This window comes from Croceitalea sp. P059 (assembly GCF_031846365.1).
Classification (GTDB): domain Bacteria; phylum Bacteroidota; class Bacteroidia; order Flavobacteriales; family Flavobacteriaceae; genus Croceitalea; species Croceitalea vernalis.
The window spans coordinates 152,133-177,746 of the sequence record NZ_JAVRHW010000004.1; the positions used below are offsets into that span (position 1 = coordinate 152,133).

28 protein-coding genes and 1 pseudogene are annotated in these 25,614 nt (G+C 34.2%); 17 read left to right on the forward strand and 12 right to left on the reverse strand.

Going from position 1 to position 25,614, the window contains the following annotated elements; all coding sequences use genetic code 11:
* The first annotated feature begins 78 nt into the window (after positions 1-78).
* The 3 genes from htpG to RM542_RS13340 all read left to right on the forward strand — a co-directional run bounded on the left by htpG (position 79) and on the right by RM542_RS13340 (position 3,763).
* A complete protein-coding gene (gene htpG / locus RM542_RS13330) occupies positions 79-1,968 on the forward strand; it encodes a molecular chaperone HtpG (protein ID WP_311386244.1) in 1,890 nt (629 codons plus the stop codon).
* A gap of 97 nt (positions 1,969-2,065) precedes the next feature.
* Positions 2,066-3,400, forward strand: a complete 1,335-nt coding sequence (locus tag RM542_RS13335; RefSeq protein WP_311386245.1) for a hypothetical protein — start codon at positions 2,066-2,068, stop codon at positions 3,398-3,400.
* A 3-nt stretch (positions 3,401-3,403) separates the two neighbouring features.
* Positions 3,404-3,763 (forward strand): MauE/DoxX family redox-associated membrane protein, encoded by a 360-nt coding sequence (locus RM542_RS13340; protein WP_311386246.1) that lies wholly within the window; start codon positions 3,404-3,406, stop codon positions 3,761-3,763.
* Here the strand turns inward: RM542_RS13340 and RM542_RS13345 are convergent.
* Together RM542_RS13345 and RM542_RS13350 are read right to left on the reverse strand one after the other, a co-directional pair.
* Entirely contained in the window at positions 3,760-4,158 is a 399-nt protein-coding gene (locus RM542_RS13345) for a hypothetical protein (RefSeq protein WP_311386247.1), read from the reverse strand. The genes RM542_RS13340 and RM542_RS13345 overlap by 4 nt on opposite strands.
* Positions 4,151-4,729: an RNA polymerase sigma factor gene (locus RM542_RS13350; RefSeq protein ID WP_311386248.1), complete on the reverse strand. Its 579-nt coding sequence runs from the start codon at positions 4,727-4,729 to the stop codon at positions 4,151-4,153. The genes RM542_RS13345 and RM542_RS13350 overlap by 8 nt, the downstream gene beginning before the upstream one ends.
* A gap of 131 nt (positions 4,730-4,860) precedes the next feature.
* On the opposite strand from RM542_RS13350, the gene RM542_RS13355 reads away from it, so the two are divergent.
* Entirely contained in the window at positions 4,861-5,208 is a 348-nt protein-coding gene (locus tag RM542_RS13355; RefSeq protein ID WP_311386249.1) for a DUF6249 domain-containing protein, read from the forward strand.
* A 66-nt stretch (positions 5,209-5,274) separates the two neighbouring features.
* Positions 5,275-5,910: an MOSC domain-containing protein gene (locus RM542_RS13360; RefSeq protein WP_311386250.1), complete on the forward strand. Its 636-nt coding sequence runs from the start codon at positions 5,275-5,277 to the stop codon at positions 5,908-5,910.
* 58 nt (positions 5,911-5,968) lie between these two features.
* Here RM542_RS13360 and RM542_RS13365 read toward each other — a convergent pair whose 3' ends face one another.
* Entirely contained in the window at positions 5,969-6,340 is a 372-nt protein-coding gene (locus RM542_RS13365) for a hypothetical protein (RefSeq protein WP_311386251.1), read from the reverse strand.
* Positions 6,341-6,539: 199 nt separating this feature from the next.
* Here RM542_RS13365 and RM542_RS13370 point away from each other — a divergent pair, with 199 nt between their 5' ends.
* The 3 genes from RM542_RS13370 to RM542_RS13380 are packed head-to-tail and all read left to right on the forward strand — an operon-like array spanning position 6,540 to position 8,344.
* Positions 6,540-7,430: an AraC family transcriptional regulator gene (locus tag RM542_RS13370; RefSeq protein ID WP_311386252.1), complete on the forward strand. Its 891-nt coding sequence runs from the start codon at positions 6,540-6,542 to the stop codon at positions 7,428-7,430.
* A gap of 1 nt (position 7,431) precedes the next feature.
* Positions 7,432-8,028 carry an alpha-ketoglutarate-dependent dioxygenase AlkB gene (locus tag RM542_RS13375; protein ID WP_311386253.1) on the forward strand — a complete coding sequence of 199 codons (597 nt, stop codon included), beginning with the start codon at positions 7,432-7,434 and terminating at the stop codon, positions 8,026-8,028.
* Between the two features lie 40 nt (positions 8,029-8,068).
* Positions 8,069-8,344: a TIGR03643 family protein gene (locus RM542_RS13380; RefSeq protein ID WP_311386254.1), complete on the forward strand. Its 276-nt coding sequence runs from the start codon at positions 8,069-8,071 to the stop codon at positions 8,342-8,344.
* Positions 8,345-8,347: 3 nt separating this feature from the next.
* On the opposite strand, the gene RM542_RS13385 is transcribed toward RM542_RS13380, so the two are convergent.
* Positions 8,348-9,121, reverse strand: a complete 774-nt coding sequence (locus RM542_RS13385; RefSeq protein WP_311386255.1) for a S1/P1 nuclease — start codon at positions 9,119-9,121, stop codon at positions 8,348-8,350.
* A gap of 144 nt (positions 9,122-9,265) precedes the next feature.
* Here RM542_RS13385 and RM542_RS13390 point away from each other — a divergent pair, with 144 nt between their 5' ends.
* The 9 genes from RM542_RS13390 to RM542_RS13430 all read left to right on the forward strand — a co-directional run bounded on the left by RM542_RS13390 (position 9,266) and on the right by RM542_RS13430 (position 18,496).
* Positions 9,266-10,126, forward strand: coding sequence for an SPFH domain-containing protein (locus RM542_RS13390; RefSeq protein ID WP_311386256.1), 861 nt, complete (start codon positions 9,266-9,268; stop codon positions 10,124-10,126).
* 4 nt (positions 10,127-10,130) lie between these two features.
* A complete protein-coding gene (locus tag RM542_RS13395; protein WP_311386257.1) occupies positions 10,131-10,637 on the forward strand; it encodes a hypothetical protein in 507 nt (168 codons plus the stop codon).
* The gene (locus RM542_RS13400) at positions 10,624-10,782 is read left to right on the forward strand and encodes a DUF4177 domain-containing protein (RefSeq protein WP_311386258.1); all 159 of its coding nucleotides are present in this window, start codon (positions 10,624-10,626) and stop codon (positions 10,780-10,782) included. Before RM542_RS13395 ends, RM542_RS13400 begins: the two co-directional genes overlap by 14 nt.
* Positions 10,779-11,708 carry a serine aminopeptidase domain-containing protein gene (locus RM542_RS13405; protein ID WP_311386259.1) on the forward strand — a complete coding sequence of 310 codons (930 nt, stop codon included), beginning with the start codon at positions 10,779-10,781 and terminating at the stop codon, positions 11,706-11,708. The genes RM542_RS13400 and RM542_RS13405 overlap by 4 nt, the downstream gene beginning before the upstream one ends.
* A complete protein-coding gene (locus RM542_RS13410) occupies positions 11,701-11,874 on the forward strand; it encodes an Arc family DNA-binding protein (protein ID WP_311386260.1) in 174 nt (57 codons plus the stop codon). The genes RM542_RS13405 and RM542_RS13410 overlap by 8 nt, the downstream gene beginning before the upstream one ends.
* 62 nt (positions 11,875-11,936) lie before the next feature.
* The gene (locus tag RM542_RS13415) at positions 11,937-14,135 is read left to right on the forward strand and encodes a DUF5916 domain-containing protein (protein ID WP_311386261.1); all 2,199 of its coding nucleotides are present in this window, start codon (positions 11,937-11,939) and stop codon (positions 14,133-14,135) included.
* 111 nt (positions 14,136-14,246) lie between these two features.
* Positions 14,247-16,445, forward strand: a complete 2,199-nt coding sequence (locus RM542_RS13420) for a DUF5916 domain-containing protein (RefSeq protein ID WP_311386262.1) — start codon at positions 14,247-14,249, stop codon at positions 16,443-16,445.
* Between the two features lie 42 nt (positions 16,446-16,487).
* Positions 16,488-17,750 carry a DUF819 family protein gene (locus RM542_RS13425; protein WP_311386263.1) on the forward strand — a complete coding sequence of 421 codons (1,263 nt, stop codon included), beginning with the start codon at positions 16,488-16,490 and terminating at the stop codon, positions 17,748-17,750.
* A 44-nt stretch (positions 17,751-17,794) separates the two neighbouring features.
* Complete coding sequence (locus tag RM542_RS13430; RefSeq protein WP_311386264.1) at positions 17,795-18,496, forward strand: DUF4369 domain-containing protein; 702 nt, start codon at positions 17,795-17,797, stop codon at positions 18,494-18,496.
* Positions 18,497-18,500: 4 nt separating this feature from the next.
* Here the strand turns inward: RM542_RS13430 and RM542_RS13435 are convergent, their stop codons facing one another.
* The 8 genes and pseudogenes from RM542_RS13435 to RM542_RS13470 all read right to left on the reverse strand — a co-directional run.
* Positions 18,501-18,770 (reverse strand): hypothetical protein, encoded by a 270-nt coding sequence (locus tag RM542_RS13435; RefSeq protein WP_311386265.1) that lies wholly within the window; start codon positions 18,768-18,770, stop codon positions 18,501-18,503.
* Positions 18,771-18,796: 26 nt separating this feature from the next.
* Positions 18,797-19,765 (reverse strand): type I phosphomannose isomerase catalytic subunit, encoded by a 969-nt coding sequence (locus RM542_RS13440; RefSeq protein ID WP_311386266.1) that lies wholly within the window; start codon positions 19,763-19,765, stop codon positions 18,797-18,799.
* 11 nt (positions 19,766-19,776) lie between these two features.
* Complete coding sequence (locus tag RM542_RS13445) at positions 19,777-20,184, reverse strand: 6-carboxytetrahydropterin synthase (protein ID WP_311386267.1); 408 nt, start codon at positions 20,182-20,184, stop codon at positions 19,777-19,779.
* Positions 20,175-20,708 carry an isopentenyl-diphosphate Delta-isomerase gene (idi, locus tag RM542_RS13450; protein WP_311386268.1) on the reverse strand — a complete coding sequence of 178 codons (534 nt, stop codon included), beginning with the start codon at positions 20,706-20,708 and terminating at the stop codon, positions 20,175-20,177. The genes RM542_RS13445 and idi overlap by 10 nt, the downstream gene beginning before the upstream one ends.
* 76 nt (positions 20,709-20,784) lie before the next feature.
* Positions 20,785-21,684, reverse strand: coding sequence for a type IX secretion system membrane protein PorP/SprF (locus RM542_RS13455; protein WP_409220557.1), 900 nt, complete (start codon positions 21,682-21,684; stop codon positions 20,785-20,787).
* Between the two features lie 59 nt (positions 21,685-21,743).
* On the reverse strand, positions 21,744-23,717 hold the full coding sequence (locus RM542_RS13460) for a gliding motility-associated C-terminal domain-containing protein (protein ID WP_311386274.1): 1,974 nt from the start codon (positions 23,715-23,717) through the stop codon (positions 21,744-21,746).
* A gap of 76 nt (positions 23,718-23,793) precedes the next feature.
* Entirely contained in the window at positions 23,794-24,432 is a 639-nt protein-coding gene (locus tag RM542_RS13465; protein WP_311386269.1) for a hypothetical protein, read from the reverse strand.
* A gap of 31 nt (positions 24,433-24,463) precedes the next feature.
* Positions 24,464-25,614, reverse strand: a pseudogene (locus tag RM542_RS13470) (hypothetical protein); the annotation flags it as partial.

Sequence of the window (25,614 nt, forward strand, 5' to 3'; positions counted from 1 at the left end):
AGTTTGTCACCTTAGTCTTCATTGGTACTTTTTTTGAAATGAGTTAAACGTAAAAATTAACACAAAATTTAAAGTAATATGGCCACAGGAAAAATTAATGTTTCAGTAGAAAACATTTTCCCTTTAATAAAGAAATTTCTTTACAGCGATCATGAAATCTTCTTGCGTGAACTTATCTCAAACGCCACCGATGCAACTTTAAAACTAAAGCATCTAACATCAATCGGTGAGGCAAAAGTGGAATATGGTAATCCGCAAATTGAAATCAAAATTGATAAGGATGGTAAAAAAATTCACATTCTAGATCAAGGTCTTGGTATGACTGAAGACGAAGTTAAAAAGTATATTAATGAAGTTGCTTTTTCTGGAGCAGAAGAGTTTTTAGATAAATATAAAGATGCTGGACAAGATGCCGGAATAATTGGTCATTTTGGTCTTGGCTTTTACTCTGCCTTTATGGTAGCAGAAAAAGTAGAGATCATTACCAAGAGTTTTAAAGAAGAACCTGCAGTTCATTGGTCTTGTGATGGCTCTCCAGAATTTGAACTAAAAACCTCAGAAAAAACAGATAGAGGAACGGAGATTGTTCTGCATATAGCTGATGATTCTACTGAGTTTTTAGAAGAATCAAGAATTAGTACTTTATTAACCAAGTACAATAAATTTATGCCTATTCCGATTAAATTCGGAACAAAGACAGAGACACTTCCAAAACCGGAGGGAGCAAAAGATGAAGACCCTGCGCCTACTCAAGAAGTTGACAATATCATTAATAACCCTAACCCTGCATGGACAAAAAAGCCTGCAGATTTAGAAGATGAAGATTATAAAGGGTTCTACAGAGAATTGTATCCAATGCAATTTGAAGAGCCTTTGTTCAACATTCATTTGAACGTTGATTACCCATTCAACTTAACCGGAATTTTATATTTTCCAAAGTTGACGAATGACATGAACATTCAAAAGGATAGGATACAACTGTATCAAAATCAAGTTTTCGTAACTGACAATGTTGAAGGTATTGTACCTGAATTCTTGACAATGCTTCGTGGAGTTATTGATTCTCCGGATATTCCATTGAACGTATCAAGGTCATATCTTCAAGCAGATGGTGCAGTTAAAAAGATTTCATCTTACATCAGTAAGAAGGTGGCAGATAAAATGAATTCTTTATTTAAAAACAATCGCGAAGACTTTGAACAAAAATGGAATGATATCAAAGTAGTTATTGAATATGGTATGCTTTCAGAAGATAAATTCTTTGAAAAAGCTGAAAAATTTGCTCTTTATCCTACTGTCGACGGAAGTTATTTCACTTTTGATGAATTGTTAGCTAAAGTAAAAGACTCACAAACTGACAAAGATGAAAAAACAGTAATACTTTATACATCAGACAAAGAGGCGCAGCACAGTTACATAGAAGGTGCAAAGGCCAAGGGGTATGAGGTACTACTTTTAGATTCACCAATTATTCCGCATCTAATGCAAAAGTTAGAAACTTCGAAAGAAAAAATAACGTTTGCGCGTGTTGATGCAGATCATATTGACAACCTTGTCAAAAAAGAAGACACTGCAATTTCAAAACTGTCAGAGGAAGAGAAAACAAGTTTAAAAGAGAAAATTGACGCAGTTGTTGGAGAAAATAGCTCATTCACAGTTCAGTTAGAAGCTATGGATAGTTCTTCACAACCTTTTATCATTACAGAACCTGAGTTTATGCGCCGCATGAAAGACATGCAACAAACCGGTGGTGGTGGAATGTTTGGTATGGGTAACATGCCCGATATGTTTAATCTAATTGTGAATACTAATCACGAATTGGTAGGTGAAATTTTGAATACTAAAACTGCTAAGAAAAGAGAACGATTAATTAATCAATCTTTAGACCTTGCTAGACTTTCAAAAGGCCTGCTAAAAGGTGAAGAGTTGACCAAGTTTATCAATAGAAGTTATGAAATGATTAAGTAATGTACTTTTAACTATAAAATTATAACCGCCTAAGCCCATGTTTAGGCGGTTTTTTTATGCAAAAGCTTTATCTTGATACGATAACTAAGCAAAATCAATGAACAACGATTACAAAAGTCCTTCGTTTAAAAAGCTTTTAGATTCTCTACAACAACAAAGTTGGGAGTTAGAGCTACTTATTTCTGGTTTTGCGATTTTCGGACTTTTTACAGCATACGAGCCCATTTCTATTGAAATGAGCAATGCTGGGAATGAACAACAGATATATCGGTTTGTTATTTATTTTTTGGCTCTTGCGGCCTGTTCCATTCTTCTTTTTAATTTACTCCTGCATGTAGTTTTGAGGGGACTTTGGATAGGAGCTCTAGGGTTAAGATATGTCTCAGGTGATATTGAATTTGATAAACTAAAATATTCGGAACGTTTTAAAAATTATCTCAATAAAAGAATTGTCTCTTTTGACCGCTACATAGGCAGTTTAGAAAACTATTGTAGCATTCTATTCGCAATTTCTTTTCTTCTTATTTTTTATGTTTTAGCAATGACCATTGTAATGATAACTTTTGTTTTAATAGCAAATTTTATTATTGACAATGATAGCCTACCAAACTGGATTTCTAAAGGTGTTGGCATTCCCTTGATGGTCTTTTTAGCAATTGGTATGTTTTTAACCTTCTTTGACTTTATAACTCAAGGACTTCTTAAAAGAAATAAATGGGTATCTAAAATCTACTTTCCAGTGTATTGGGTATTTAGTTTTTTGACATTATCCTTTTTGTACAGACCGTTGGTTTACAATTTTTTAGACAATAAATTTGGAAAAAGGTTAATTCTTTTTCTTACCCCAATATACTTACTGATTTTGATTATTGCATCTCTAGAATATAAAAATTCTAATTATCTTGATATTGAAAGAAACTCGTCTTCTCAATTTGCCAATAAAGAAAACTACAGGAATTTAATGACTAAAGACGGAGACTTTCCGGGTAGAATGGTAATTCCATCTAAGATTATTCGAACACCCTACTTGCCTATTTTTGTTCCGTACCGAGAAAATTTGGAGGATAGAATTTTTGCATACGATACAACCATTACTCCAAAGAATGATAAAAGAGGTCTAGCTTCAGGCATTAATTTTGGAAATGGATGGGAAGAAGAATGGAACACAAAAAGGCAACGTGATAGTATCCGTAAGCGATATTTAGAAATTTTTAATGAAACACATTCCTTTAAAATTGACAGTCTCAAACTAGATTCTGACTTTATTGTAACTACTGATAATAATGGTCAAATAGGTTTTGAAACCCATTTAAACATTAGAGAAATTTCGGAGGGTTTACATGTTTTGCAATTAAATAGAATAAGAAAACAAAAAGACTCGATTCTAAACTTAATTGAAACAAAAATTCCGTTCTGGTATTTTAAAGAATAAATAATGAAATTTCCTTGGCATTTATATTTAATGTCTGCAATGTACATTTTTGCGGGGGTTATGCATTTTGTAAAACCAAAAGCATACATGCGCATCATGCCTAAATATCTACCATTTCATAAAGGTTTAGTCTATTGGAGTGGTCTAGCTGAAATAGTATTAGGTATTGGTCTATGTTTTACCATTACAAAGGCTTTTGCTATTTGGAGTATAATCGCAATGCTTCTTGTTTTTTTACTAGTTCACTTTTATATGTTAACTGGTAAAAAAGCTTCCGCGGGCATGCCACAGTGGATTTTAATCCTTCGAATTCCTTTACAATTTGGCTTGATATATTGGGCTTACTGGTATTTACAATTTTAAACAAACCTACTGTCCACATGTTTTTTCAAAATGAGGGTTTGAACAAAAAACAAAAATCCTCCCAAAATAATGACGTAGGTTGCAGTTTTTGAAAATCGAACTTGCCCAAAGAAATTGTTAATTGATGCACCCATATCATTAAGATTATTTATATAACGGGAATCAATCTCCGAAAAACCATGATTTTTTAAAATAACCACTACTAAAGACAAAACCAAAAACGCTCCAATAATAAAAATAGACTTCGGCAGCAAGGGTTTATACACAAAATGAGCGTTTTGTATTCCTGGCAATTTCGCCAAAACGTTCTCTGTAAAGTCTAAAGAAGGTTGATCTAAACTGTCATTAACCATCAACTTATCAATAAGCTTTTCTAATTCTTCTTGATTATCCATAATTTTCTAGAGTTACAGGTTTCAATTGTTTTTTTAATATGATTGCCAAACGTGTTCTAGCTCTAAAAAGGCGAACTTTTACCGTATTCTCACTTTGACTTAAAATAATACTCAACTCTTTCAGATTTTTCTCTTCAAAATAAAAAAGCGAAATTATTGCAGCGTCCTTATACGATAATTGCTCAACACATTTACGCACAAGTAAGGCCTTTTCATTGGCTAAAATAGTATTCAAAGCATTATTTACGTCCTTAATATCAAAACCTTCAACCGCATCAATTGATGTATTCAACAATTCTTTTTTATTCTTTTTAATTCTATCAAGACATGTATTATAGGTTACTCTATATATCCAAGTTGAAAACTTAGAATCGCCTTTAAAATGTTTTAGCGACTTAAAAACTTTTACAAAAGTGTCTTGCGCTACTTCTTCAGCTTCTTCTGTATTTTTTAACATTCTTAAAGCAACAGTATATACCAAATTCTTATAATCATCTACAAGCTTTGAAAAAGCTTGAGAATCTCCATTGAGAATAGCTTCGATATTTGGTTGGTTACCTTTTTGTTGCATTCTAAGTGTAAGACGAAAAAAGTTACCAATAGGTTACACAAAATAAAAAAAATATAATTGATGTAACCTTACTCAAAAAACATTCGTCATAGTTCGTAAATGAGTTTATTTATCAATTTAAAAAATCAAACATGGCAGAAGCAATTTTTATTCCAATCAGTTTTTTTATTACCGTATTTTCAATTTTATACTTGTACTTTTCTACTAGAAACAAAGAACGTCTAGCACTCATAGAAAAAGGTGCTGACGCAAATATTTTTGTTAAAACAAAAGATTCCGGCGGAGTTGCAACTTGGAAAATTTTTCTTATCAATTTCGCAGTTCTATTAATAGGCATTGGAGTTGCAATTTTTATAGCCTCAATTTTGGAAGCAGCATTAGGTGTTGATGAAGATATAGCCTATCCTGGCACTATTTTCTTAATGGCCGGAGTCGGTTTATTAGTTGGTTTTACCATGACAAAAAGATTAGAAAAATAGTCTACTAATAACCAATCAATTTAAAAAGCCAACGTTATATACGTTGGCTTTTTTTATCTTCAAGGCATGAAAGTTATTGCAACCAATATCGGCAAGGCTACTACTGTTGAATGGCGTGGTAGAAATATAGAAACAGGCATTTTTAAATATCCAATAGAAGAACCACTTTTATTAAAAAAAGAAGATGTTGCTAATGACACGGTAATTGACAGAAAACATCACGGTGGTGAATTTAAAGCTTGCTATCTTTTTTCTTCAGACTACTATGATGACTGGAAAGAAAAATACCCAAATTTAAAATGGGATTGGGGCATGTTTGGTGAAAATCTAACCATTACGGATTTAGACGAAAACAAGTTGTTCATCGGTGATGTTTATAAGCTTGGCGAAGCCTTAGTTCAAATTACTGAACCGCGACAGCCATGTCATAAATTAGGAATACGTTTTGAAAATCAAAAAGTGATTCAAGAATTCATTGCATACGGACACCCTGGCACCTATATTAAAATTTTAGAAGAAGGACTAGTTAAGGTTGGTGATTCTATGCTTTTAGAGAAATCTTCAAACAACGGACTAACGGTACAACAATATAATATGCTTGTAAATAGTCGCGAAAAAGATTTGGATTTGGTCCGTCTAGCTACAGAAAACCAAGGAATTAGAGCAAAGAAAAGAGAAGCTCTTAAAAAATTATTATCATAAAAAAAAGCCCCAACGTTACCGTCAGGGCCAACTGAATAAAAATTAACTATAACTAAACTTACTTTACTGCAACTTTTTCTTTGAAGGTTTTATCATTGTCGATAATTACAACAGTATAATTGTCTTCATAGGCTTGTTCAAAGTTGAATGCCTTTTCAACAACAACGTCACCTTCGATGACTTCTTTAAATACTATTCTACCTTCACTATCGATAACTTTAATAGTCACCTTTTCTTGATCTAGGTTTAAAAGATTAACAAATAATTTTTGTCCTTTTTTCTTAAAAACTGGATCTAGCTCTACGCTAATCAAATTCTTTTCTACCTCTAAAGCTTTTTTACCAAAAGTACTTTCAGGTCCGTTTGCCAAGCTTACTACTGTAGTAAACATTAAGGCCGCTACTAATGTGTTTTTCAAAATTGATGTCATAACACTCGTTTTTAGATTTGTAAATAAATTACACTGCAAACATACCACCAGCTTGACCCTTGAAACTACCACAGAATTGACCAATATCTATGCTATATTATCACAAAAACTATGTTAAATAACCTTAAGAGTTAAAATAGTATATATTTTGGTTAAATTTGCATAGAAACATTGTTTTGGTTAGGTATAATTTTACTTTATGGAAAAGACTCTAACACTTAATAAGAAGAAACCAGCATTTGAAGCTATAGCTCCAAGTTTCGGCCATTCTTTTACCTATAAAAAATTCGATGAGGGCAATGAAAACACCTTCACTTCCTGGCATTTTCACCCTGAACTTGAACTTGTTTATATTAATGGTGGTTCTGGAAAAAGACAGATAGGCAGTCATGTATCTTATTTTGGAGATGGAGATCTTATATTAATTGGCTCTAATCTTCCCCATTGTGGATTTACCGATAAGCTCACCGGGAATAAAAGTGAAACCATGATTCAGATGAAACCTGACTTTTTGGGAAATGATTTTTTCGAGATTCCAGAAATGAAGAACATTCAAAAGCTATTTAATATGGCCAAAGGCGGTGTGGCTTTCAGTGGAAAAACAAAGAAAAAAGTTGGTGAAAAAATGGAAGTATTAGAATATCAAACTGATTTTCAAAGATTACTTTCAATTTTAAATATTCTTAATGAACTTAGCTCTTCTGATGAATTTAAAGTACTTAATGCAGAGGGGTTTGCTATACAGACCGAAATAAAAGACAATGACCGTATCAACATTGTTTTCAATTTTGTAAAAACAAATTTTAAAGAGGATATCAGTCTTGATGAAATAGCTGACCTTGTTAGTATGACTGTGCCTTCATTTTGTAGATACTTCAAGAAAATTACCAATAAAACTTTTGTTCAATTTGTCAATGAATACAGGTTGGTCCATGCTTCAAAACTATTAGCAGAGCAAAATATGAGTATTACTGAAGTCTGTTTTGAAAGTGGGTTTAATAATTTTTCTCATTTTAATAAATCATTCAAAACATTCACAGGTCAAAACCCCTCTGAATATAGAAATCAGCTAAAAACAGTTCTTCAATAAAATGAGACTTTTTGAGGATAAGGTGCATTTAAGCTTACCTGAATCAGATATTACCTATTATCCTAGTTTTCTTAGTCACGAGAAAGCTAATTACTATTTTGAAGCACTAAAAAACAATGTGCCATGGCAGCAAGATGATATAACTATTTTCGGTAAGACTTATGAGCAACCTCGTTTAACTGCGCTATATGCGAATAATGACAGACCCTACTCCTATTCTAACATCACAATGCATCCTCATGTATTTAATGATGAACTATTACAAATAAAATCTTCAATTGAAGAGATAATTCCTTCTGAGTTCACCTCTTGTCTTTTAAACTTATATCGTGATGGAAAAGATAGTAATGGATGGCATTCGGATGATGAAAAAGAATTAGGCAAAAACCCAATAATTGCCTCCATCAGTTTAGGACAAGAGCGCTTTTTTCATTTAAGATATAAAAAGGATAAGACCTTAAAACAGAAATTACTTCTAGAACATGGCAGCTTGTTATTAATGAAGGGCGAAACGCAACATCAATGGCAACATCAAATTGCCAAAACTTCAAGAAATGTTGAAGAACGAATAAATTTGACATTTAGGATAATTAAATGATTTATTGAGGTATCTGATATAAACTTATCTTTGTATCGCTATGAAAGAATTTACAGAGAGAGAATTAGACCGAATCATTGAAATGGCTTGGGAAGATCGGACACCTTTTGAGGCTATTACTTTTCAGTTTGGAATATCGGAACAAGAAACCATTGAAATCATGCGCCGTGAAATGAAGCCTAGTAGTTTTAGAATGTGGCGAAAAAGAGTACAGGGCAGAGCTACCAAACACGCTAAATTAAGAGGTGGAGAAGTAGATAGATTTAAATGCTCTAGACAAAAAAATATTTCAGGAAATAAAGTTTCTAAAAGATAAATCTCAACTAAAAATCTCATTAAGCACTTTCGCCAAACGGAATCCTCCTTTTTGTAATTGTTCGAACAAAAGCTTGTTATATTTATAACCATATTGATAACGAAGCTTTTCTCCAACTTCAACAGAAGCGTATACCTCAACTGCTTTTTGATGAGATTCATGAACCCAATCATAAAGACTACCGGCTTGTATTTCTAATTTCTTTTTTTTATCAACACTTTCTTCTAATTCATCACCTAGCTCATAGTAAGTCATACCATATGAATTAATAAGATTAGAATCCCACACACGATGAAGATTTGTACCCTCATCAAACCATTGTAACTGAATATCGTTACCACCACGATCATCGCCCTTACCAGCATGCATAGGTTGGTGCAAATCACCTACTAAATGAATCAACATTTTTAAATGAAAAACTTTATCTTCCCGAGAGCTATTTTTATCGCTAATAATATGCTTACAAGTTTCAATACCCATAACCACATCACCATATTTACTTTTCTCTGAGTCTTCGTATCTGATATCCATAGGGTAATTGACATAATGCCAAGCAGAATATTTAGAAAAACTCCGATCGGCTTTAATCTCATCCGCAAAAGTCGAAGCGAAAGCCAGGCTATGGCCATCAAGTAAATCATTTATTGCTCTTTTTGCTTTTCTAGTCAAATGTTTTTCAGCAATATGACCCGTAACTCTGTGTCCAGTTTTGGACCAAATCAAATTGCCGTGACAGGTAATTGAAATAAAGAATGCAAGAAAAAAGAGAATTCTCATAAGATTATTTTTTTTCAAAAATACAATCTATATAAGTCAATCTTTGATAGTTTGAAAAATTTCAACTTTTAATAATATTTGTTAAATTCATTTTAATTCAATATATTTATGATATCATTTTAATATCACAAAATCAATCATATCATGACAAATGAAAAAATAATAGCTCCTTTAAATGGTTACTTTATGTTATTGATTAGTCTAATACTATTTTTAGGAGGTATAGCCGCTTTAATTCAATTCGGAACACCTTGGTTCGGCCTTTCTATATTTTTAGGCCTTATTACTTCTTTGGGTTTGGTATTGGTAAACCCGAATAGCTCTAGAGTGTTATTGCTTTTTGGAAAATACGTAGGCACCATAAAAAGAAACGGTCTTTTTTGGGTTAACCCCTTATTCTCAAAAAAGAAGATTTCATTAAGAGCTAGTAATTTCGATAGTGAACGGTTAAAGGTGAATGACAAACTAGGTAACCCTGTTATGATTAGCACCATTTTAGTTTGGAGGGTTACAGATACTTATAAAGCAGCATTTGATGTGGACGACTATAAAAATTTTGTACGTGTACAAACAGATGCAGCTGTTCGTAAACTAGCTAGTATGTATCCTTATGACAATTTTGCTGATGAAGGAATTGAAGAGGATATTACGCTTCGTTCAAGCGTTAATGAAGTTAGTGAAGCTTTAGAGAAAGAGATTCAAGATAGACTTCAAATGGCAGGAATAGAGGTGCTAGAAGCAAGAATAGGATATTTAGCCTACGCTCAAGAAATAGCTAATGCCATGCTAAAAAGACAGCAAGCAACGGCAATTGTAGCTGCCAGACACAAAATTGTTGAAGGAGCTGTCAGTATGGTAGAGATGGCCTTAGAAGAATTAGGTGAAAAAGAAATTGTCGATTTAGATGAAGAAAGAAAAGCAGCAATGGTGAGTAATCTAATGGTTGTTCTTTGTTCAGATAAAGATGCTTCACCCGTTTTAAATACTGGCACTTTAAATCATTAAGATAATGAGAGTATTTGTAGAAAAACAATGGTTTAATCAATGGTGGCTCCATCTCCTTACAACAATTCCTTGTTTTGGTTTTTTAATTTATGTCTGCATCAAGTGGTTTCTTCATGAACATTCCGTAGACAAGGTTGGGCCTTATGATTATGATTCACAAATTCTTGTCATCGTTTTGTTAGTAGCTACTTTGTTGTTGATTTTCATGTTTAAACTTTACATTGAAATTGACGAAAAAGGTATTCAATATAAGTTCTTTCCTTTTCATAGAACTATGAAGTTAATTACTTGGAACGAAATAGAAAATTGTCAAACCAGAACTTACCGTCCCATTAGTGAATATGGTGGATGGGGGTATAAAATTGGTATGGGTGGGACAGCGTTTAATGTAAAAGGTAACCAAGGTATTCAAATAAAGTTAAAGAATGGAAAAAATATTCTTTTAGGCACTCAAAAACCAAAAGAAGCTCAACTAGTTATCAATAAATATTTTAATAATGAAGGAATATAAAGTGGTTAGTTGGAAAATGGGATTATCCAACAATGACCAAAGATTGGAAAATACATTAAACGAATATGCTAAGCAAGGTTGGCAACTAAAACAATTTGCCGAAAATTCAGCCAGATTAGTTTTCGAAAGAGATAAAAATCGATGAAAAAATTAACTCTATTAGCGTTATTTATTTTTGGTAGTATTTTTTCGCAAGAAGTAGTTTCAGAAGAAATACTTCTCACCAACTATGAAATTAAATTACCCGGTACCTTAAGTTATTTGGAAAATAATAAACCTCAACCTTTGGTTATTTTTATTCATGGATCTGGCAATATTGATAGAAATGGAAATCAAGGTATTTTATCAAGTACTAATTATATAAAGAGTTTTGCCGATAGTTTGAATTCAAAAGGTATCGCATTTTATCGTTATGATAAACGTACATCAAACGCTGATAATTTGAATTTATTCAATGAAATCAGTTTTAATGATTTAGTGGAAGATGCAAAAATCAACATTGATTATTTTAAAAAAGACAGACGTTTTAATAGTATACATTTAATTGGGCACAGCCAGGGCTCTTTGGTAGGTATGTTAATTGCTAACGAAAATTGTAAAACCTATACTTCACTGGCTGGACCAGGTACTGATATTGGCACAACTCTTATTTCTCAAATTACGGCTCAACAAGGCGATCTTGGCAAAGCCACAGAAATGCATATTACAGAATTACTTACCACGGACACGATACAAGAAGTGAATCCATTTTTAATGGCGATATTTCAACCTAGAAATCAACAATTTTTAAAGGAATGGATACTACTTGATCCCATTGAGGAAATTAAAAAACTAACCTTGCCAACTCTTATAATTAATGGCGATGAAGATTCTCAAGTTAAAATTGAAGATGCCAAGTTGTTATCAGCGTCCAAACCAGATGCCAAATTGGTAATCATTAAGAAAATGAATCACCTATTGAAGACTGTTGAAGACAGTACTGAAAATCTACAATCATATACTGACTCAACATTTCCAATATCGACCGAATTAGTGCTTACCGTTACTGAATTTATTAAAGAAAATGAGTAAGAAAAAAGCTTTCGCATTGCGAGTAAATGAAGAAATGCTTAAAGCTATTGAAAAATGGGCCAGTGATGAATTTCGTAGCACCAATGGACAAATTGAATGGATGCTCATGAAAAGTCTGAAAGATGCTAAACGAGAACCAAAGAACAAGAAAGCAGAAAAAGACTAGTTTTTTTACATTTTTTTAACATCCGTATAGCTTAAATTTGATTGACTAATTTATTATAACCTATGGCAAAGATTTACGCTTCGCTATTCTTTCTTTTCATTATTTTTCAATCCAGTGCACAAAATCAAGAGAAATCTTTTACTGTAAAACTTATTACGGAAGAGATTAAAATTGATGGCATTCTTGATGAATCTGTTTGGGAAAAAGCAGAAAGTGCTAAAGATTTTCATCAATATTTCCCATCAGACTCTGTAATGGCAATACAACAGACAGATATCAAAATGTTGTACGACAATAAAACCTTATATATTGCCATAAAGGCTAATGCAGAAGGAAGAGATTTTTTAACCAATTCATTACAACGCGATTTTAGAGGCGGTGGAATAGATCAAATTAGTTTGGTATTTGACACTTTTAATGATGGAACAAACGCATTTCTTTTTGGTATTAACCCATTTGGTGTGAGAAGAGAAGCATTGATTTCTGGTGGAGGTATTACAAGAAATGGTTTTACGACTTCATGGGACGTAAAATGGCGAGGAGAATCTAAGATATATGACAATCATTTTATTGCAGAGATGGCCATACCATTAACCTCTTTTAAATTTAAAGAGGGAGAAACTAAGTTCCGTTTTAATAGTTATCGCTTAGATATGCAAACTAATGAACGTACCACTTGGATGAAAATTCCACAAAATCAGTTCATCTTTAGTTTAGCATTTATGGGCGATATGATTTTTGAAAAACCCTTAGGAAAATCAAGAACTCCCTTAGCTTTAATTCCTTATTTAAATGGTATTAGTGCCAAAGATTTTGAGAATAGTACGAGTCTTAATAATTTTAAAGTAGGAGCAGATGCAAAAATAGCTGTAGGCAATAGCCTTAATCTTGACTTAACTATAAATCCCGATTTCTCGACAGTTGAAGTAGATAATTTCATAACAAATCTGACTCGTTTTGAAGTAGCCTTGCCGGAAAGGCGTCAGTTTTTTGTGGACAATAATGACCTCTTCGGAAGTTTTGGTGGTGGCAGAGATGCTAATCCTTTCTTTTCAAGGAGAATTGGCATCGCGGTAGATACTGCAGACAACACAATTGAAAATAGGATTATTGGTGGCCTACGCTTAAGTGGAAAATTAAATCAAAACCTTCGACTCGGATTTCTTAATATTCAGACAGAAGAAGATTCAGAAAATGAAATACCTTCTAATAATAACATGATGTTCGCGCTACAGCAAAAGTTATTCTCAAGATCCAACTTAGGAGTTTTCTTCATTAATAGACAAGCAATTAAAGCGGATTCGTTTTTGCCAGAAGATGAAGAATACAATCGAGTAATTGGATTGGACTATAACTTGGCCTCTGCAGATAATAGCTGGACCGGTAAATTCTATGCACATAAGTCTTTTCAACCTGGAGATAACGATGGAAATTACTCACTAGGATTTAACTTAGGCAAAAACACCCGTAATCTCACGGCTGTTATTGATGTCGTTTCTGTTGACGAAGAATTTAATTCTGATTTAGGCTTTATTCGCAGAAAAGATATCTTTAAAGTAGCCAATATCCTTGAAGGGCGGTTATGGCCTAAAAAAGGAAAAATAAATAGATACGAAGGTCAATTGTTTAGTTTAGTAACATGGAGACCGAATCTTGATTTTTTATATTCTGATTATAATTTCTTTGCAAACGTTACTGGTGTCTTTAAAACTTTAGAACAGTTGCAAATAGGTTTTGAGAAAAGATTCGTTTATTTGACAAGTGAATTTGAACCGACTGGTAAGGATGATGCTTTGGCCTTACCTGCAGATCAGGGCTTTCATTTTAATAATTTTCAACTTTCATATCAATCTGACAATCGCAAACTGTTTTCATATTCCATACGTCCTAGTTATGGAGGTTTTTTCAACGGGAATCGCTTTTCAATGGAAACAAGTTTCACTTTGCGCTTTATCCCTAAAGTAAATATTGGTTTTAACGCTCAGTATGACCATATTGAATTACCTGACCCTTATTCTACTGCTGACATATGGTTAATTAGCCCCAGAGCCAATATCACTTTTAGTAAATCTGTATTTTGGTCTACACTCGTTCAGTACAGTAATCAACGTGATAATTTAGGTATTAACTCTAGACTACAATGGCGTTTTGCTCCGCTATCTGATCTATTTATTGTTTATAATGACAATTATTTTGTGAACTCGTTTATGCCAAGAAGTCGTTCTATAAACTTGAAATTGACCTACTGGTTAAACATATAAAACAATTTTTAATTTTATACTTTCTTATACTTTATAGATTTTATCTATAGTCTTTTGGGATTTTTTTAACGTGCGTAAGACTTAAATTTGGGCGCTAATTTAAACCAACATATGCCAAAAACTTACCTTTTACCATTTCTTTTATGTTTTTTTTTAATTGGTAATGCGCAAACTAATCCCAAATCATTCACAATAAAATTTATAGAAGAAGAAATAAAAATAGATGGCATATTAGATGAAGCTATTTGGGAAAAAGCTGAAAGTGCGAATAATTTTCAACAATATTTTCCTTCTGATTCTATTCTAGCTGAACAGCAAACTGAGATTAAAATGCTTTACAGCAGCACTACTCTTTATGTTGGTAGTAAAATATATACTTCAGGTGATGACTATGTAGTACCTTCTTTACAACGTGACTTTAGAGCTGGTGGTAATGACAACATTAGTATCATGTTTGATACTTTTAACGATGGTACTAATGCATTTTTATTTGGCTCAAACCCATATGGCGTAAGAAGAGAAGCATTAATATCAGGTGGTGGTTTTGACCTTAATGGTTTTACGACTTCTTGGGATGTAAAATGGCGTGGCGAATCGAAAATTTATGATGGTTACTACGTTACAGAATGGGCCATTCCTTTAACATCATTTAAATTTAAAGAAGGTGAAACTAAATGGCGTATGAATAGTTATCGATTTGACACCCAATCAAACGAGACTAGTACCTGGATAGAAATACCACAAAACCAGTTGATATTTAGTTTGGCCTTTATGGGCGATATGGTGTTTGAAAAGCCTTTAGGCAAGTCTAGAACTCCAATAGCTTTAATACCTTATGTTAACGCTATTAGCGCTAAAGATTTTGAAACCAATGATAACCTAAACACGTTGAGTGTGGGTGGAGACGCAAAGATTGCTGTTGGCAATAGTTTAAATCTAGATTTGACCCTAAATCCAGATTTTTCGACCGTAGAAGTCGATAATTTTATCACGAACCTAACTCGCTTTGAAGTTGCATTACCCGAAAGGCGTCAATTTTTTGTTGACAACAATGATCTTTTTGCAAGCTTTGGCAGTCGCCGTGATGCTAATCCATTTTTTTCAAGACGAATTGGTATAGCACAAGATATTGACGGTGAAAGTGTTGAAAATGGTATTATTGGCGGAATGCGGTTAAGCGGAAAATTAAATGAAAATTGGCGTTTAGGCCTTTTAAACCTTCAAACGGAAGAAGATATATCAAATGAAATAGCAAGTAATAACAATACTGTATTTGCCCTTCAAAAGAAGATGTTCTCAAGATCTAATCTAAGCTTCATTTTTGTGAATCGTGAAACTTTTAAAGATTATGATTTTGTAGAAGCATCTGATAGATATAATAGAGTTGTTGGCCTCGATTACAACCTTGCTTCTGCTGACAATACTTGGGTCGGTAAATTTTACTATCATAAGTCTTTCGCAACTGATATAGGAGATGAAGACAGTTCTACTGGCGTGGACCTAAGATATAACTCTAGAAATGTCAATTTTGGAGTTAGAGGTAATTATATAGGCGACGATTTTAGATCGGATTTAGGTTTTATTAGACGAACTGATATTATTGCAGCTCGTCCTTTTGCAGAATATAATTTTTGGCCTAAAAAAGGTAAACTAAATACTCATGGTTTTAGGTTTAGTCCTAATTTTATTTGGAGACCTACTTTAGATTATCAAAATACAGATTACACTATTTTTAGTTCCTGGAGTGCCCAATTCAAACAACAACAAGAAATTTCTGTTCGAATGTTTAATAGGTATACCTTTTTAACAGATACTTTTGACCCTACTGGTACGGATGGTGCTGTAGAATTACCTGCTGATATTGGTTATAATTATACAGCGTTTGAAATACAGTTTCGTTCTGATAGACGGAAAGTCTTTTCTTATTCTCTAGAACCCCAATATGGCGATTTTTACAATGGTGCACGTTTTTCTTTTGAAGGCGATATGAGTTTGCGTTTGCAACCCAAAGTATTTCTTTCGTTGAACGTCAATTACGATAAAATTACCCTTCCAGACCCTTATCCAAGTGCAGATTTATGGTTAATTAGTCCAAGAATCAACATCACTTTAAACAAATCTATTTTCTGGTCTACACTTGTACAATACAGTAACCAACGTGATAATTTAGGTTTCAATTCTAGAGTGCAATGGCGTTTTGCACCACTGTCAGATTTATTTATTGTCTATAATGACAACTATTTCGTTAATACTTTCATGCCTAGAAGTCGTTCTATAAACTTAAAATTCACCTACTGGTTGAACATCTAGCTCTTTTTGATTTTGCTATATTTGAGGCAATAGCTTCAACTTATGAACCAACTACCTTTTACCGAAGACACTGTTATTTTTGGTCTTTTAGCCTTGTGTTTAGGCCTCGTTTTCTATACCTCTTCATTAAAGACAACCTTTTGGAAAAAATTCTACGCCGTTATACCTACGGTCTTGATGTGTTATTTATTACCATCCATATTAGCAAGTACAGGAATTATTGATGAAAAAAGTTCTCAAACCTACTACATAGCTAGTCGCTATTTATTACCTGCAGCTTTAATATTGATGACTTTAAGTATTGATTTAAAGGCAATTTTGAATTTAGGATCCAAGGCATTGATTATGTTTTTAACGGGCACGGCAGGTATTGTCATAGGTGGACCAATAGCTATTTTAATTGTATCAATATTCTCGCCTGAAACCGTTGGCGGTGTTGGTCCCGATGCTGTTTGGAGAGGTTTAGCCACAATTGCAGGTAGTTGGATTGGTGGTGGGGCTAATCAAGCCGCTATGCTTGAAGTATTTGAGTTCAATCAAGAAAAATATGGAGGTATGGTTTTGATTGATATTGTAGTAGCAAATTTATGGATGGCTGTTATTTTACTTGGTGTAGGTAAAACCAAAAAAATTGACTCGTGGCTTAAAGCCGATACATCTTCAATTGAAGCACTAAAAATCAAAGTGTCTGAGCATACAGCTAAAATTGCAAGAGTGACCTCTCTTCATGATTTTATGATGCTTTTACTTTATGCATTTGCAGGAGTTGGCATTGCTCATTTTTTAGGCAATCACTTTGCTGAATTTTTAGAAAATACTTTTAAGGTAATCCGCGATAAAGACAAAGTGCTATCATCTCTGGGATCAAAATTTCTTTGGATGGTCGTTTTTGCTACTGCAATTGGAATTGGCCTTTCTTTTACTAAAGCCAAAAACTATGAAGGTGCGGGAGCAAGTAAAATAGGTAGCGTTTTCATTTATATTTTAGTTGCCACAATTGGCATGAAAATGGATTTAGGAGCGGTATTTGAAAACCCAGGTCTAATAGTAATAGGTCTAATTTGGATTTTAATTCACGCCGCACTTCTTATTATAGTGGCTAAACTTATTAAAGCTCCTTTTTTCTTTCTAGCCGTCGGCAGTCAGGCAAATGTAGGCGGAGCTGCTTCAGCACCAGTTGTTGCTGCGGAATTTCATCCTTCTCTTACTTCTGTGGGCATTTTATTAGCAGTTTTTGGTTACGTTGTTGGTACCGGAGGGGCCTATTTATGTGCACTTTTAATGGAAGTCGCTTCAAAAGTTTAAAAAGACAAACACTTTCTCGATATTTGCGCTTTCAAATTTCAGACATGAAGAAATTACTTTTAGTATTTATTTTAATTTCAATACTTGGTGCTTGCGAAAAAGCGACTAAAAATACCATGACAATAAATGGTAATATAGCGGGTCTTAAAAAAGGTATGCTTTATTTACAACATCTTAAAGATTCTACCTTAACGAACATAGATTCAATAGCATTAAAAGGTGACGGTAATTTTACTTTTAATCATGAAGTAGAGAGTCCTGAAATTTTTTATTTGTATTTAGATAAAGCTGACAATAATACTATAAATGATAGAATTACCTTTTTTGGTGAACCAGGCTTAATATATATAAAAACTGCATGGAATACTGTTGATACCAAATCTGAAGTTTCAGGATCTAAATCACAAGACAAACTTTCAGAATTCAATGCGATGATAACAAAATTCAACACTAGAGATATTGAAATTTTTCAAAGCAGTCTTTTGCCAGAAATCAAAGAAAATAAATCAAAGCTGGACTCCTTAAAAATAATAAGTGAAAAGAATTTTGTGAGTCGATATAAATACACCACAAACTTTGCGCTAACAAATACCGATTCATTTATAGCGCCTTACGTAGCATTAACGGAAATTTCGGATGCCAACCCTAAATATTTAGATTCTATTTATAATAACTTAACAGAAGAAGTTGCTGAGTCAAAATACGGAAAAGCTCTAAAAGAACATTTGAAGACACTTAACAAATAAAGAATTAGCTAGGCAATGCATTTAGTTTTTCAACTAGCTCTGTTGCTTTTGCTTCTAATTCACTGCGCACAGTTTTAAAATGAGCTTTTTTGTCTTCTGCATTGGTATTCACCTTGTCCATTAAATAGTCGAAAGCTTCAATGGCTTTATCAACTAAACTAGACCCTTCTGCAGAGTTTTTATTATCAGTTGCCGCTTCCCATTGGTACACAGCCTCTATTATATCGCCAAGAACAAAATTAATGTCCTTTTTTAAATCACGGATGCTTGCCATAATATCGTTTTACTCAAAAATACCAATTAAATCGTTACTTCTAAAAGGTGTGCACTATTTGTTATAATTTCTAGTGTACTACTTGAGGCAGGGATTAAAACAGTTTCGCCTTTTTCAATTTCACAAGTACCGTAATCATTCGCAATATTTGCGCCTCCTTTAACACACATGAGAATTGTAAAAGAATCTCTTGTTTTAATATCCTGTATTAGGTTTTCGGTAAGATGTAGTGCGTTTGTTTTAAAATAAGGACAATCTACCATTTGGTTAGATTGATTTATTTTACGCTCATAATTAACTTTAAAATCGTCTTTTTTACTATAGTCGATAGCCTCTAGAGCCATATCAGTATGTAGCTCTCTTAAGTTGCCGTTTTTATCTTTTCTATTAAAATCAAAAACGCGATAAGTAACATCTGAAGTTTGCTGAATTTCAGCCAGTAACACTCCAGCTCCGATAGCATGAATCTTACCTGTATTTATAAAAAAAGTATCACCTTCTTCTACTGCTTCATAGTTTAAAAGATCCAAAAGTGTGTCATTTTCAACACTTTCTTTGTATTCTTCCTTTTTAACATCCTTATTAAAACCAACGATTAAATTAGATCCTGGATCAGCATCCATAATGTACCACATTTCCGTTTTACCAAAAGAATCATGGCGTTCTTTTGCGAGTTGGTCATTTGGGTGTAGCTGAATAGATAAATCTTGCTTGGCATCAATAAACTTAATTAAGATTGGAAATTCTCGTCCAAAGCGTTGTACGACACTTTCTCCTAATAATAAGTCTTCATACTCATTTATCAAATCTTGCAATGAATTACCTTTTAAATCACCATTAGCAACAACAGAAACATCACCTGTAACAGTTGAAAGTTCCCAGCTTTCACCGGTAATATCACTTTCAATTGACTTATTCAGAACTTCTTTTAGCTTAGTACCACCCCAAAGTCGTTCTTTTAGAATGGGTTCGAATTTTAAAGGATACAAATTCATAATTAGAATGATTAACCTGAGTAGGTAACGAAATTACGCGGCGTTTCGTACAAGACTACCTCTATTTCATTATCGGAATTAATATGAGGTCTCAATTTGTTCCATATGACAACTGCAATGTTTTCTGCAGTAGGATTTAATTCTTTAAAATCAGGAACGTCGACATTTAAGTTTTTATGATCAAAAGCTTCTTCTACTTCATCTTTAATGAGGTCTTTCAAAACTTTCATATCCATGACATAACCCGTTTCTTTATCGATTTCACCAGTAACGCTTACTATTAAATCATAATTATGACCATGAAATTTTGGATTATTACATTTACCAAATATAGCGTCATTCTTTTCAAAACTCCAATCGGGTCGGTATAAACGATGTGCCGCATTAAAATGGGCTTTTCTACTAATTTTTACGCGCATGGTTTCTGATTTTCAATTAAATAATCATAAAATCGGTCAAAAATGATTTTAAACCATGCTGTATATACATCAGGGTTTTTTGCAATGTCGTTTTTTATCGCGTCCGGTTGCATCCATTTCCATGCTTGAACTTCATCAGGGTTAATCTTTGGTTCTAAGTTGGAGTATCCAACCATTACATGATCGTATTCATGCTCAGTTAAACCATTATCAAACGGCGCTTTATAAATAAATGAAAATACCTCTTTCAAATTCACTTCAAAGCCCATTTCTTCTACTAATCTGCGTTTACCAGCTTCAATATTAGTTTCTCCATCACGTTGATGACTGCAACATGTATTTGTCCAAAGTAAAGGGGAGTGATATTTGTGTGCTGCACGTTGCTGTAGCATTGTTTCGCCTTTGTCGTTCATTACAAAGACAGAAAATGCTCTATGTAATACAGCTTTTTCATGAGCTTCCATTTTAGGCATTAGACCTAACTGTTGATTATTATGATCAACTAAAATGACTTTCTCTTCCATAAGGCAAAAATATAACCTTTAAAAGAAAACTATTCAACTTAATAGTCAGAAATACTTATGTAGTTATAGGGTAAATCTAAAAGAATCTTGGAGATTTTAAGTTACCTACCGTTCTAATGAAATCATAACGCAATACTATTTCAAAAGAACCGTCATTAAAAGTAGTGGCTCCTAAATCTGTTATCTCTCTATCATATGCAATACCAATTAAGAACTGATCAGAAATCTGAAACCCTGCCAACCCACTAAAAGCGGCATCCCATCTATATGCAGCTCCAAGCACGAATTTTTCATTATACATGAAATTTGCTGATACATCTACTTGTAAAGGTGCTCCCTGGGTAGCCTTAGCAAGAATAGCTGGTTTAAATTTTAAAAAGGCATTTACATCCCAAACGTAACCCGAAATAAAATACCAGTTCATTTGTTCAGCTGCAGTTGACAATGATGATTCATCAAAATGAGTAGTTTCTAAAAATCTTGGAATTGATAAGCCAGCATAAAAATTTTGAGTATGATAATATACTCCAGCCCCTACATTAGGTGAAAAACGATTGTCAATATTCTGCTGTAATGTTGGGTCTGCTCCCTGGCCTGTGTCTTGATTTAGCTCTGAGAATTTTATATCTAACAAATGTGCACCAGCTTTTAATCCGAAACTAAGTTTACCATCGATACCCGTTAAAACGGTATATGAAAAATCCACATCGAAATAGGTTTCTGATGTCGGACCGATAATATCATTCACAATTGATACTCCGGCACCTACTCCGCGATATCCTAAAGGTGTATGAATATTAAAAGTTTGTGTCTCAGGTGCTCCTTCGAGACCCACCCATTGAGCGCGATACAAAGCACCTATACTCATATGCCCTCTTGAACCGGCATATGCTGGATTAACACTCACAGTGTTATACATATATTGTGTGTACTGGGCATCTTGCTGTGCCAAAGCTATGTTGAATGACATCAGCATAATGGGCAATCCCAAAATTCTTATAATATTTTTTAAACGCTTCTCCACAGTCTTTTCTTTTACCTATTAATGTATATGTAACCTGACAATTGTTTCACGTTACCAGTTAGGTCTTTGTAATCTATGATATAGAAATACGTTCCAACTGGAAGCTTATTGTCTTGATTTATAGTAACTCTACCTGTAGAGGTACCATCAAAGACATTGCCTGAGGAGTTATAGGACTTGGTCACAAAAACCAATACGCCCCATCTGTTATAAATTTTTACGGTATTGTTTGGATAATCTTCTATGTTCGCTATTCTAAGTACATCATGCACTCCATCTCCATTTGGAGTTAATACATTAAATACTTCAATTTCATCAACCTGAGTAGGTCCTAAATCTGGATCTAAATAGTTAGGAACGCCATCATCATCTGAATCATCATTGGCAAAATCACCATCAGCATTTAAATCTTCATCTACAGTTTCTATACCATCATCGTCATCATCAAAATCTCGGTAATCAGACTCACCATCCTGATCAGTATTTGGCAAATCGCCCAATGGATCATCTATCTCATCATTCACGTCTTCGTCAATCTGAGTATCACCTTCGTAACCATCATCAAGGCCATCCATATCTTTATCAGATCCAGTCCAAACCACATCAGGGATACCGTCTTGATCAAAATCATGAGCTTCAATATTGTCAGGCACACCATCATTATCACTATCTTCATCAACGTAATCAGGTAAGCCGTCTCCATCCGTATCAACTGGTATTATACCAATATTTCCATCATTCTCATAAGCATCGTCAAGGCCATTGGTGTTTAAATCAACACCACTCGGCGCAATATAATCATCGGTACTTTGCCCTTCAACATTATCAGGCACCCCATCATCATCACTATCGATATCTAAATAATCAGGAATTCCATCCTCATCGCTATCTGTTGGGTCTGTCGTTGGGTCATTATCACCATCAAGATTCAAATCTTCAAAACTATCTATGATACCATCATTATCGGCATCAATATTGGATACCATATCGTCAATTACGATTATAGTTATAGTTGCAGTATCACAATTACCTAAATCATCACAAACGGTATATTCAAAACTATCAGTTCCTGTAAAACCTGGGTTTGGAACATAATCAATATCATCATCTGATGGATCATTTGGTGTTCCGTTATCATTCAAAATAACAGTACCATTAGCTGGGTCTGTATTAGAAAAAGTCCCCACATTTGGTAAATCATTGTCATTCAGACTCCAAGGAATATCGACTGTTACATTTTCATCTGTAGTTACTGAATCATCAAAAGTGTCTACTATCGGAAGTACATCTATTGTCACTGTTGCGGTACTACAATCACCAGCGGTATTACAAACTGTGTAATCAAATGAATCAGGACCATTATAATCCGGGTCTGGCGTGTAAGTTACCATATCATCACTCGGATCGTTCGGTGTTCCATTGTCATCTATTGTTACAGAACCGTTTGCTGGGTCTGTAGTCGTAAGTGTTCCAGAATCTGGCAAACCGGAATCGTTATCATAAATTGGAACGGTCACAAATTCATCTTCGTTAACCGTAATAAAATCATCAAAAAGGTCAGCCGCTTGATTTAAACAAACTACTGTGAATCTTGGTAATTCAGAAGAATTACCTGCCTTATTTATGGTAGCGACATAACGCTCAACATCCTCAGTAGCTACTACTGTTGGTTGTGATTGATCACCTGATAAAGCTGGGTTCCAACTTACAGTTGCAGTGGCCGGTACATTTGCCGTAATATCTAAAGTAACTTGATTATCCGGGGCGTTACAATTAGTTAATATAAAATACCCCGTTGCATTTGAACCGCACAGTGTACCGTCATAAGTTGCAAAATAAACACCGGGTTGAGTTGCTTCGTAAAACGAATCAGTTCCTAGAACAGTAGTAGTATCTTGAGCTTCGTACCAGCGATAATTATTCTCATCGCCACTATTTGGAGCTTGTAATAAAAACTGGGCGTTAATAACTGCCATGCCAAGCATTACAAAAGCAATACTTAGAAAAGAAGTTCTATATGTTTTTAGATATTTCAAATCGATTTGGGGTCGTTTTTAAACGTTATTTTACTACAAATACTATATTTAGTAATGAATTGTAATCTGCAGGTTGACCTATAATGTCATATTCCATAACTCCAGTGTTGCTTATTTCAATATTCGCGAATACCGCAGGATCAAAATAAGTAACATAGTAATACAATTCACCTGCTGCATAAATAGGTACTGCACTTGGAGCCCCGTCACTAGCAATAGTATTGACTGAAGCAAATTGAGCTACGTATTCCGCATATAAATCTTTTGTTGCATTAACTATATTTGTTGAAGCATCAATTGCTATCGATGGAGGGTAAAATATTCTTCCTGAAGCTGACGTGATTGGCGCTATTGCTTGTAAAGCTTGTTCTACCGTCGTTTCGTCAGTAGGCGAAGGAAGTCCACCTTCATCCATATCGATTGGGCTTATTAAATTTACTTCTCCTGCATTTTGTACATCAGTCGTAACCCAACCAGATGTAGTATACATATATACTTTTTGGTCATCGGTAACAAAAACAGATGATCCAATATTGGGTGACGTAATTGTTGCCATTTCGGCCGCAGTAAGTTGAGGAATACTAGGTATTGAAGTTCCTTCAATTTGAGCATTCACAGAGATACAAAAAATGAGGAATGCTATAGTTATTATTAACTTTTTCATTAATTCTTAACTTCTTGGTTAGTTTATTTTTTTAGGGTAAAACAATAACAGTGAACATAAATTCTAAATCAATGTCATCTTTTTGAGTAGCACCATTATCACTATCGCCAATATTTATTTTAAACCCAGAGGCTAGTTGGTCATAATAAGTAATACCTGGGTCATCATAGTCAGAACCTGTATTACCAGGACAATCACCGCCACAATCAAATGTTACTAATTGAATAATATAATTAACATTTGCGGCAGCTGCACTAAAAGTAACTTGATAATCACCTTCATCAATTCTAGAAACTGTTGCTCCATAAATTGATGCAGCTACTCCTGTACCTGCAACTTTTCCAGTAGCATAAATTTTAGGCATAGCATCCAATGCACTAAGTGCAGCTTGTACCGTTGTTTCATCTGTTCCATCTGCATCAAGATCAACATCCGTTGCTAAATCAACTTCATTAGCCTCTTGGTCATCAGAACCGATATCAGATAATGCTACCTGACGTGTTGTTCCAGCTTCTTCTATTTCAAGGTTAGTACCATTAACTTCAAATCTAGTTATTAACTCGTTTGTAGCACTTAGGTCCTGGTCGGCTGAATTATGTGCGGTGATATCTCCATCTAATTCTTCTAAAGCTGTTTGTACATCAATACTACTAATATTTCCTGCAGGTGTAAAAGGAACCTCTCCTGCTGATTGGTTATCGGCCGCCCAAAAACCATCGGCAAAAACAAAAAGATTGTTACCTGCGACAGCACTTACTCTTCCAGATACTGTGTATTCGGTGTTATTTCCAGCTACGGTATTAGTAACATCAATACCATTACCTGCTACGACAGTGGTGGTTAATTCATCTCCAGAAATCTGATTTGCTAGTTCCGTTAGAGCACCTTCAACATCTGTTGCTGTAAAATTTCCTGCTGTATCTGTCACTGGTACCTCAGATGCATTCTGATTGTCTGATGCTGGATCCCCTGCCGGACCTTGTGGACCTGTTGGTCCTTGCGCACCTGTTGCTCCAGTTGCTCCTGTTGGACCGGGGTCACCTTGTGGACCTACATTACCTTGTGGACCTTGTGCTCCTGTTGGACCAGTTGCACCTGTTGCCCCGGCAGGGCCTTGGGCACCATCTGCTCCATCGGCTCCAGGTAATCCTTGTGGGCCTTGGGCACCATCTGCTCCATCGG

What these genes read in the sequence shown, in the direction of transcription:
- RM542_RS13430 (WP_311386264.1), top strand. Translation starts at nt 17,795, where the DNA reads ATGAAGAAATTACTTTTAGTATTTATTTTAATTTCAATACTTGGTGCT.
- RM542_RS13390 (WP_311386256.1), top strand. Translation starts at nt 9,266, where the DNA reads ATGACAAATGAAAAAATAATAGCTCCTTTAAATGGTTACTTTATGTTA.
- RM542_RS13420 (WP_311386262.1), top strand. Translation starts at nt 14,247, where the DNA reads ATGCCAAAAACTTACCTTTTACCATTTCTTTTATGTTTTTTTTTAATT.
- RM542_RS13415 (WP_311386261.1), top strand. Translation starts at nt 11,937, where the DNA reads ATGGCAAAGATTTACGCTTCGCTATTCTTTCTTTTCATTATTTTTCAA.
- RM542_RS13360 (WP_311386250.1), top strand. Translation starts at nt 5,275, where the DNA reads ATGAAAGTTATTGCAACCAATATCGGCAAGGCTACTACTGTTGAATGG.
- RM542_RS13445 (WP_311386267.1), bottom strand. Translation starts at nt 20,184, where the DNA reads ATGCGCGTAAAAATTAGTAGAAAAGCCCATTTTAATGCGGCACATCGT.
- RM542_RS13340 (WP_311386246.1), top strand. Translation starts at nt 3,404, where the DNA reads ATGAAATTTCCTTGGCATTTATATTTAATGTCTGCAATGTACATTTTT.
- RM542_RS13395 (WP_311386257.1), top strand. Translation starts at nt 10,131, where the DNA reads ATGAGAGTATTTGTAGAAAAACAATGGTTTAATCAATGGTGGCTCCAT.
- RM542_RS13410 (WP_311386260.1), top strand. Translation starts at nt 11,701, where the DNA reads ATGAGTAAGAAAAAAGCTTTCGCATTGCGAGTAAATGAAGAAATGCTT.
- idi (WP_311386268.1), bottom strand. Translation starts at nt 20,708, where the DNA reads ATGGAAGAGAAAGTCATTTTAGTTGATCATAATAATCAACAGTTAGGT.
- RM542_RS13385 (WP_311386255.1), bottom strand. Translation starts at nt 9,121, where the DNA reads ATGAGAATTCTCTTTTTTCTTGCATTCTTTATTTCAATTACCTGTCAC.
- RM542_RS13440 (WP_311386266.1), bottom strand. Translation starts at nt 19,765, where the DNA reads ATGAATTTGTATCCTTTAAAATTCGAACCCATTCTAAAAGAACGACTT.
- RM542_RS13435 (WP_311386265.1), bottom strand. Translation starts at nt 18,770, where the DNA reads ATGGCAAGCATCCGTGATTTAAAAAAGGACATTAATTTTGTTCTTGGC.
- RM542_RS13355 (WP_311386249.1), top strand. Translation starts at nt 4,861, where the DNA reads ATGGCAGAAGCAATTTTTATTCCAATCAGTTTTTTTATTACCGTATTT.
- RM542_RS13465 (WP_311386269.1), bottom strand. Translation starts at nt 24,432, where the DNA reads ATGAAAAAGTTAATAATAACTATAGCATTCCTCATTTTTTGTATCTCT.
- RM542_RS13365 (WP_311386251.1), bottom strand. Translation starts at nt 6,340, where the DNA reads ATGACATCAATTTTGAAAAACACATTAGTAGCGGCCTTAATGTTTACT.
- RM542_RS13345 (WP_311386247.1), bottom strand. Translation starts at nt 4,158, where the DNA reads ATGGATAATCAAGAAGAATTAGAAAAGCTTATTGATAAGTTGATGGTT.
- RM542_RS13400 (WP_311386258.1), top strand. Translation starts at nt 10,624, where the DNA reads ATGAAGGAATATAAAGTGGTTAGTTGGAAAATGGGATTATCCAACAAT.
- RM542_RS13405 (WP_311386259.1), top strand. Translation starts at nt 10,779, where the DNA reads ATGAAAAAATTAACTCTATTAGCGTTATTTATTTTTGGTAGTATTTTT.
- RM542_RS13335 (WP_311386245.1), top strand. Translation starts at nt 2,066, where the DNA reads ATGAACAACGATTACAAAAGTCCTTCGTTTAAAAAGCTTTTAGATTCT.
- RM542_RS13380 (WP_311386254.1), top strand. Translation starts at nt 8,069, where the DNA reads ATGAAAGAATTTACAGAGAGAGAATTAGACCGAATCATTGAAATGGCT.
- RM542_RS13370 (WP_311386252.1), top strand. Translation starts at nt 6,540, where the DNA reads ATGGAAAAGACTCTAACACTTAATAAGAAGAAACCAGCATTTGAAGCT.
- RM542_RS13460 (WP_311386274.1), bottom strand. Translation starts at nt 23,717, where the DNA reads ATGCTTGGCATGGCAGTTATTAACGCCCAGTTTTTATTACAAGCTCCA.
- RM542_RS13455 (WP_409220557.1), bottom strand. Translation starts at nt 21,684, where the DNA reads ATGCTGATGTCATTCAACATAGCTTTGGCACAGCAAGATGCCCAGTAC.
- RM542_RS13375 (WP_311386253.1), top strand. Translation starts at nt 7,432, where the DNA reads ATGAGACTTTTTGAGGATAAGGTGCATTTAAGCTTACCTGAATCAGAT.
- RM542_RS13425 (WP_311386263.1), top strand. Translation starts at nt 16,488, where the DNA reads ATGAACCAACTACCTTTTACCGAAGACACTGTTATTTTTGGTCTTTTA.
- RM542_RS13350 (WP_311386248.1), bottom strand. Translation starts at nt 4,729, where the DNA reads ATGCAACAAAAAGGTAACCAACCAAATATCGAAGCTATTCTCAATGGA.
- htpG (WP_311386244.1), top strand. Translation starts at nt 79, where the DNA reads ATGGCCACAGGAAAAATTAATGTTTCAGTAGAAAACATTTTCCCTTTA.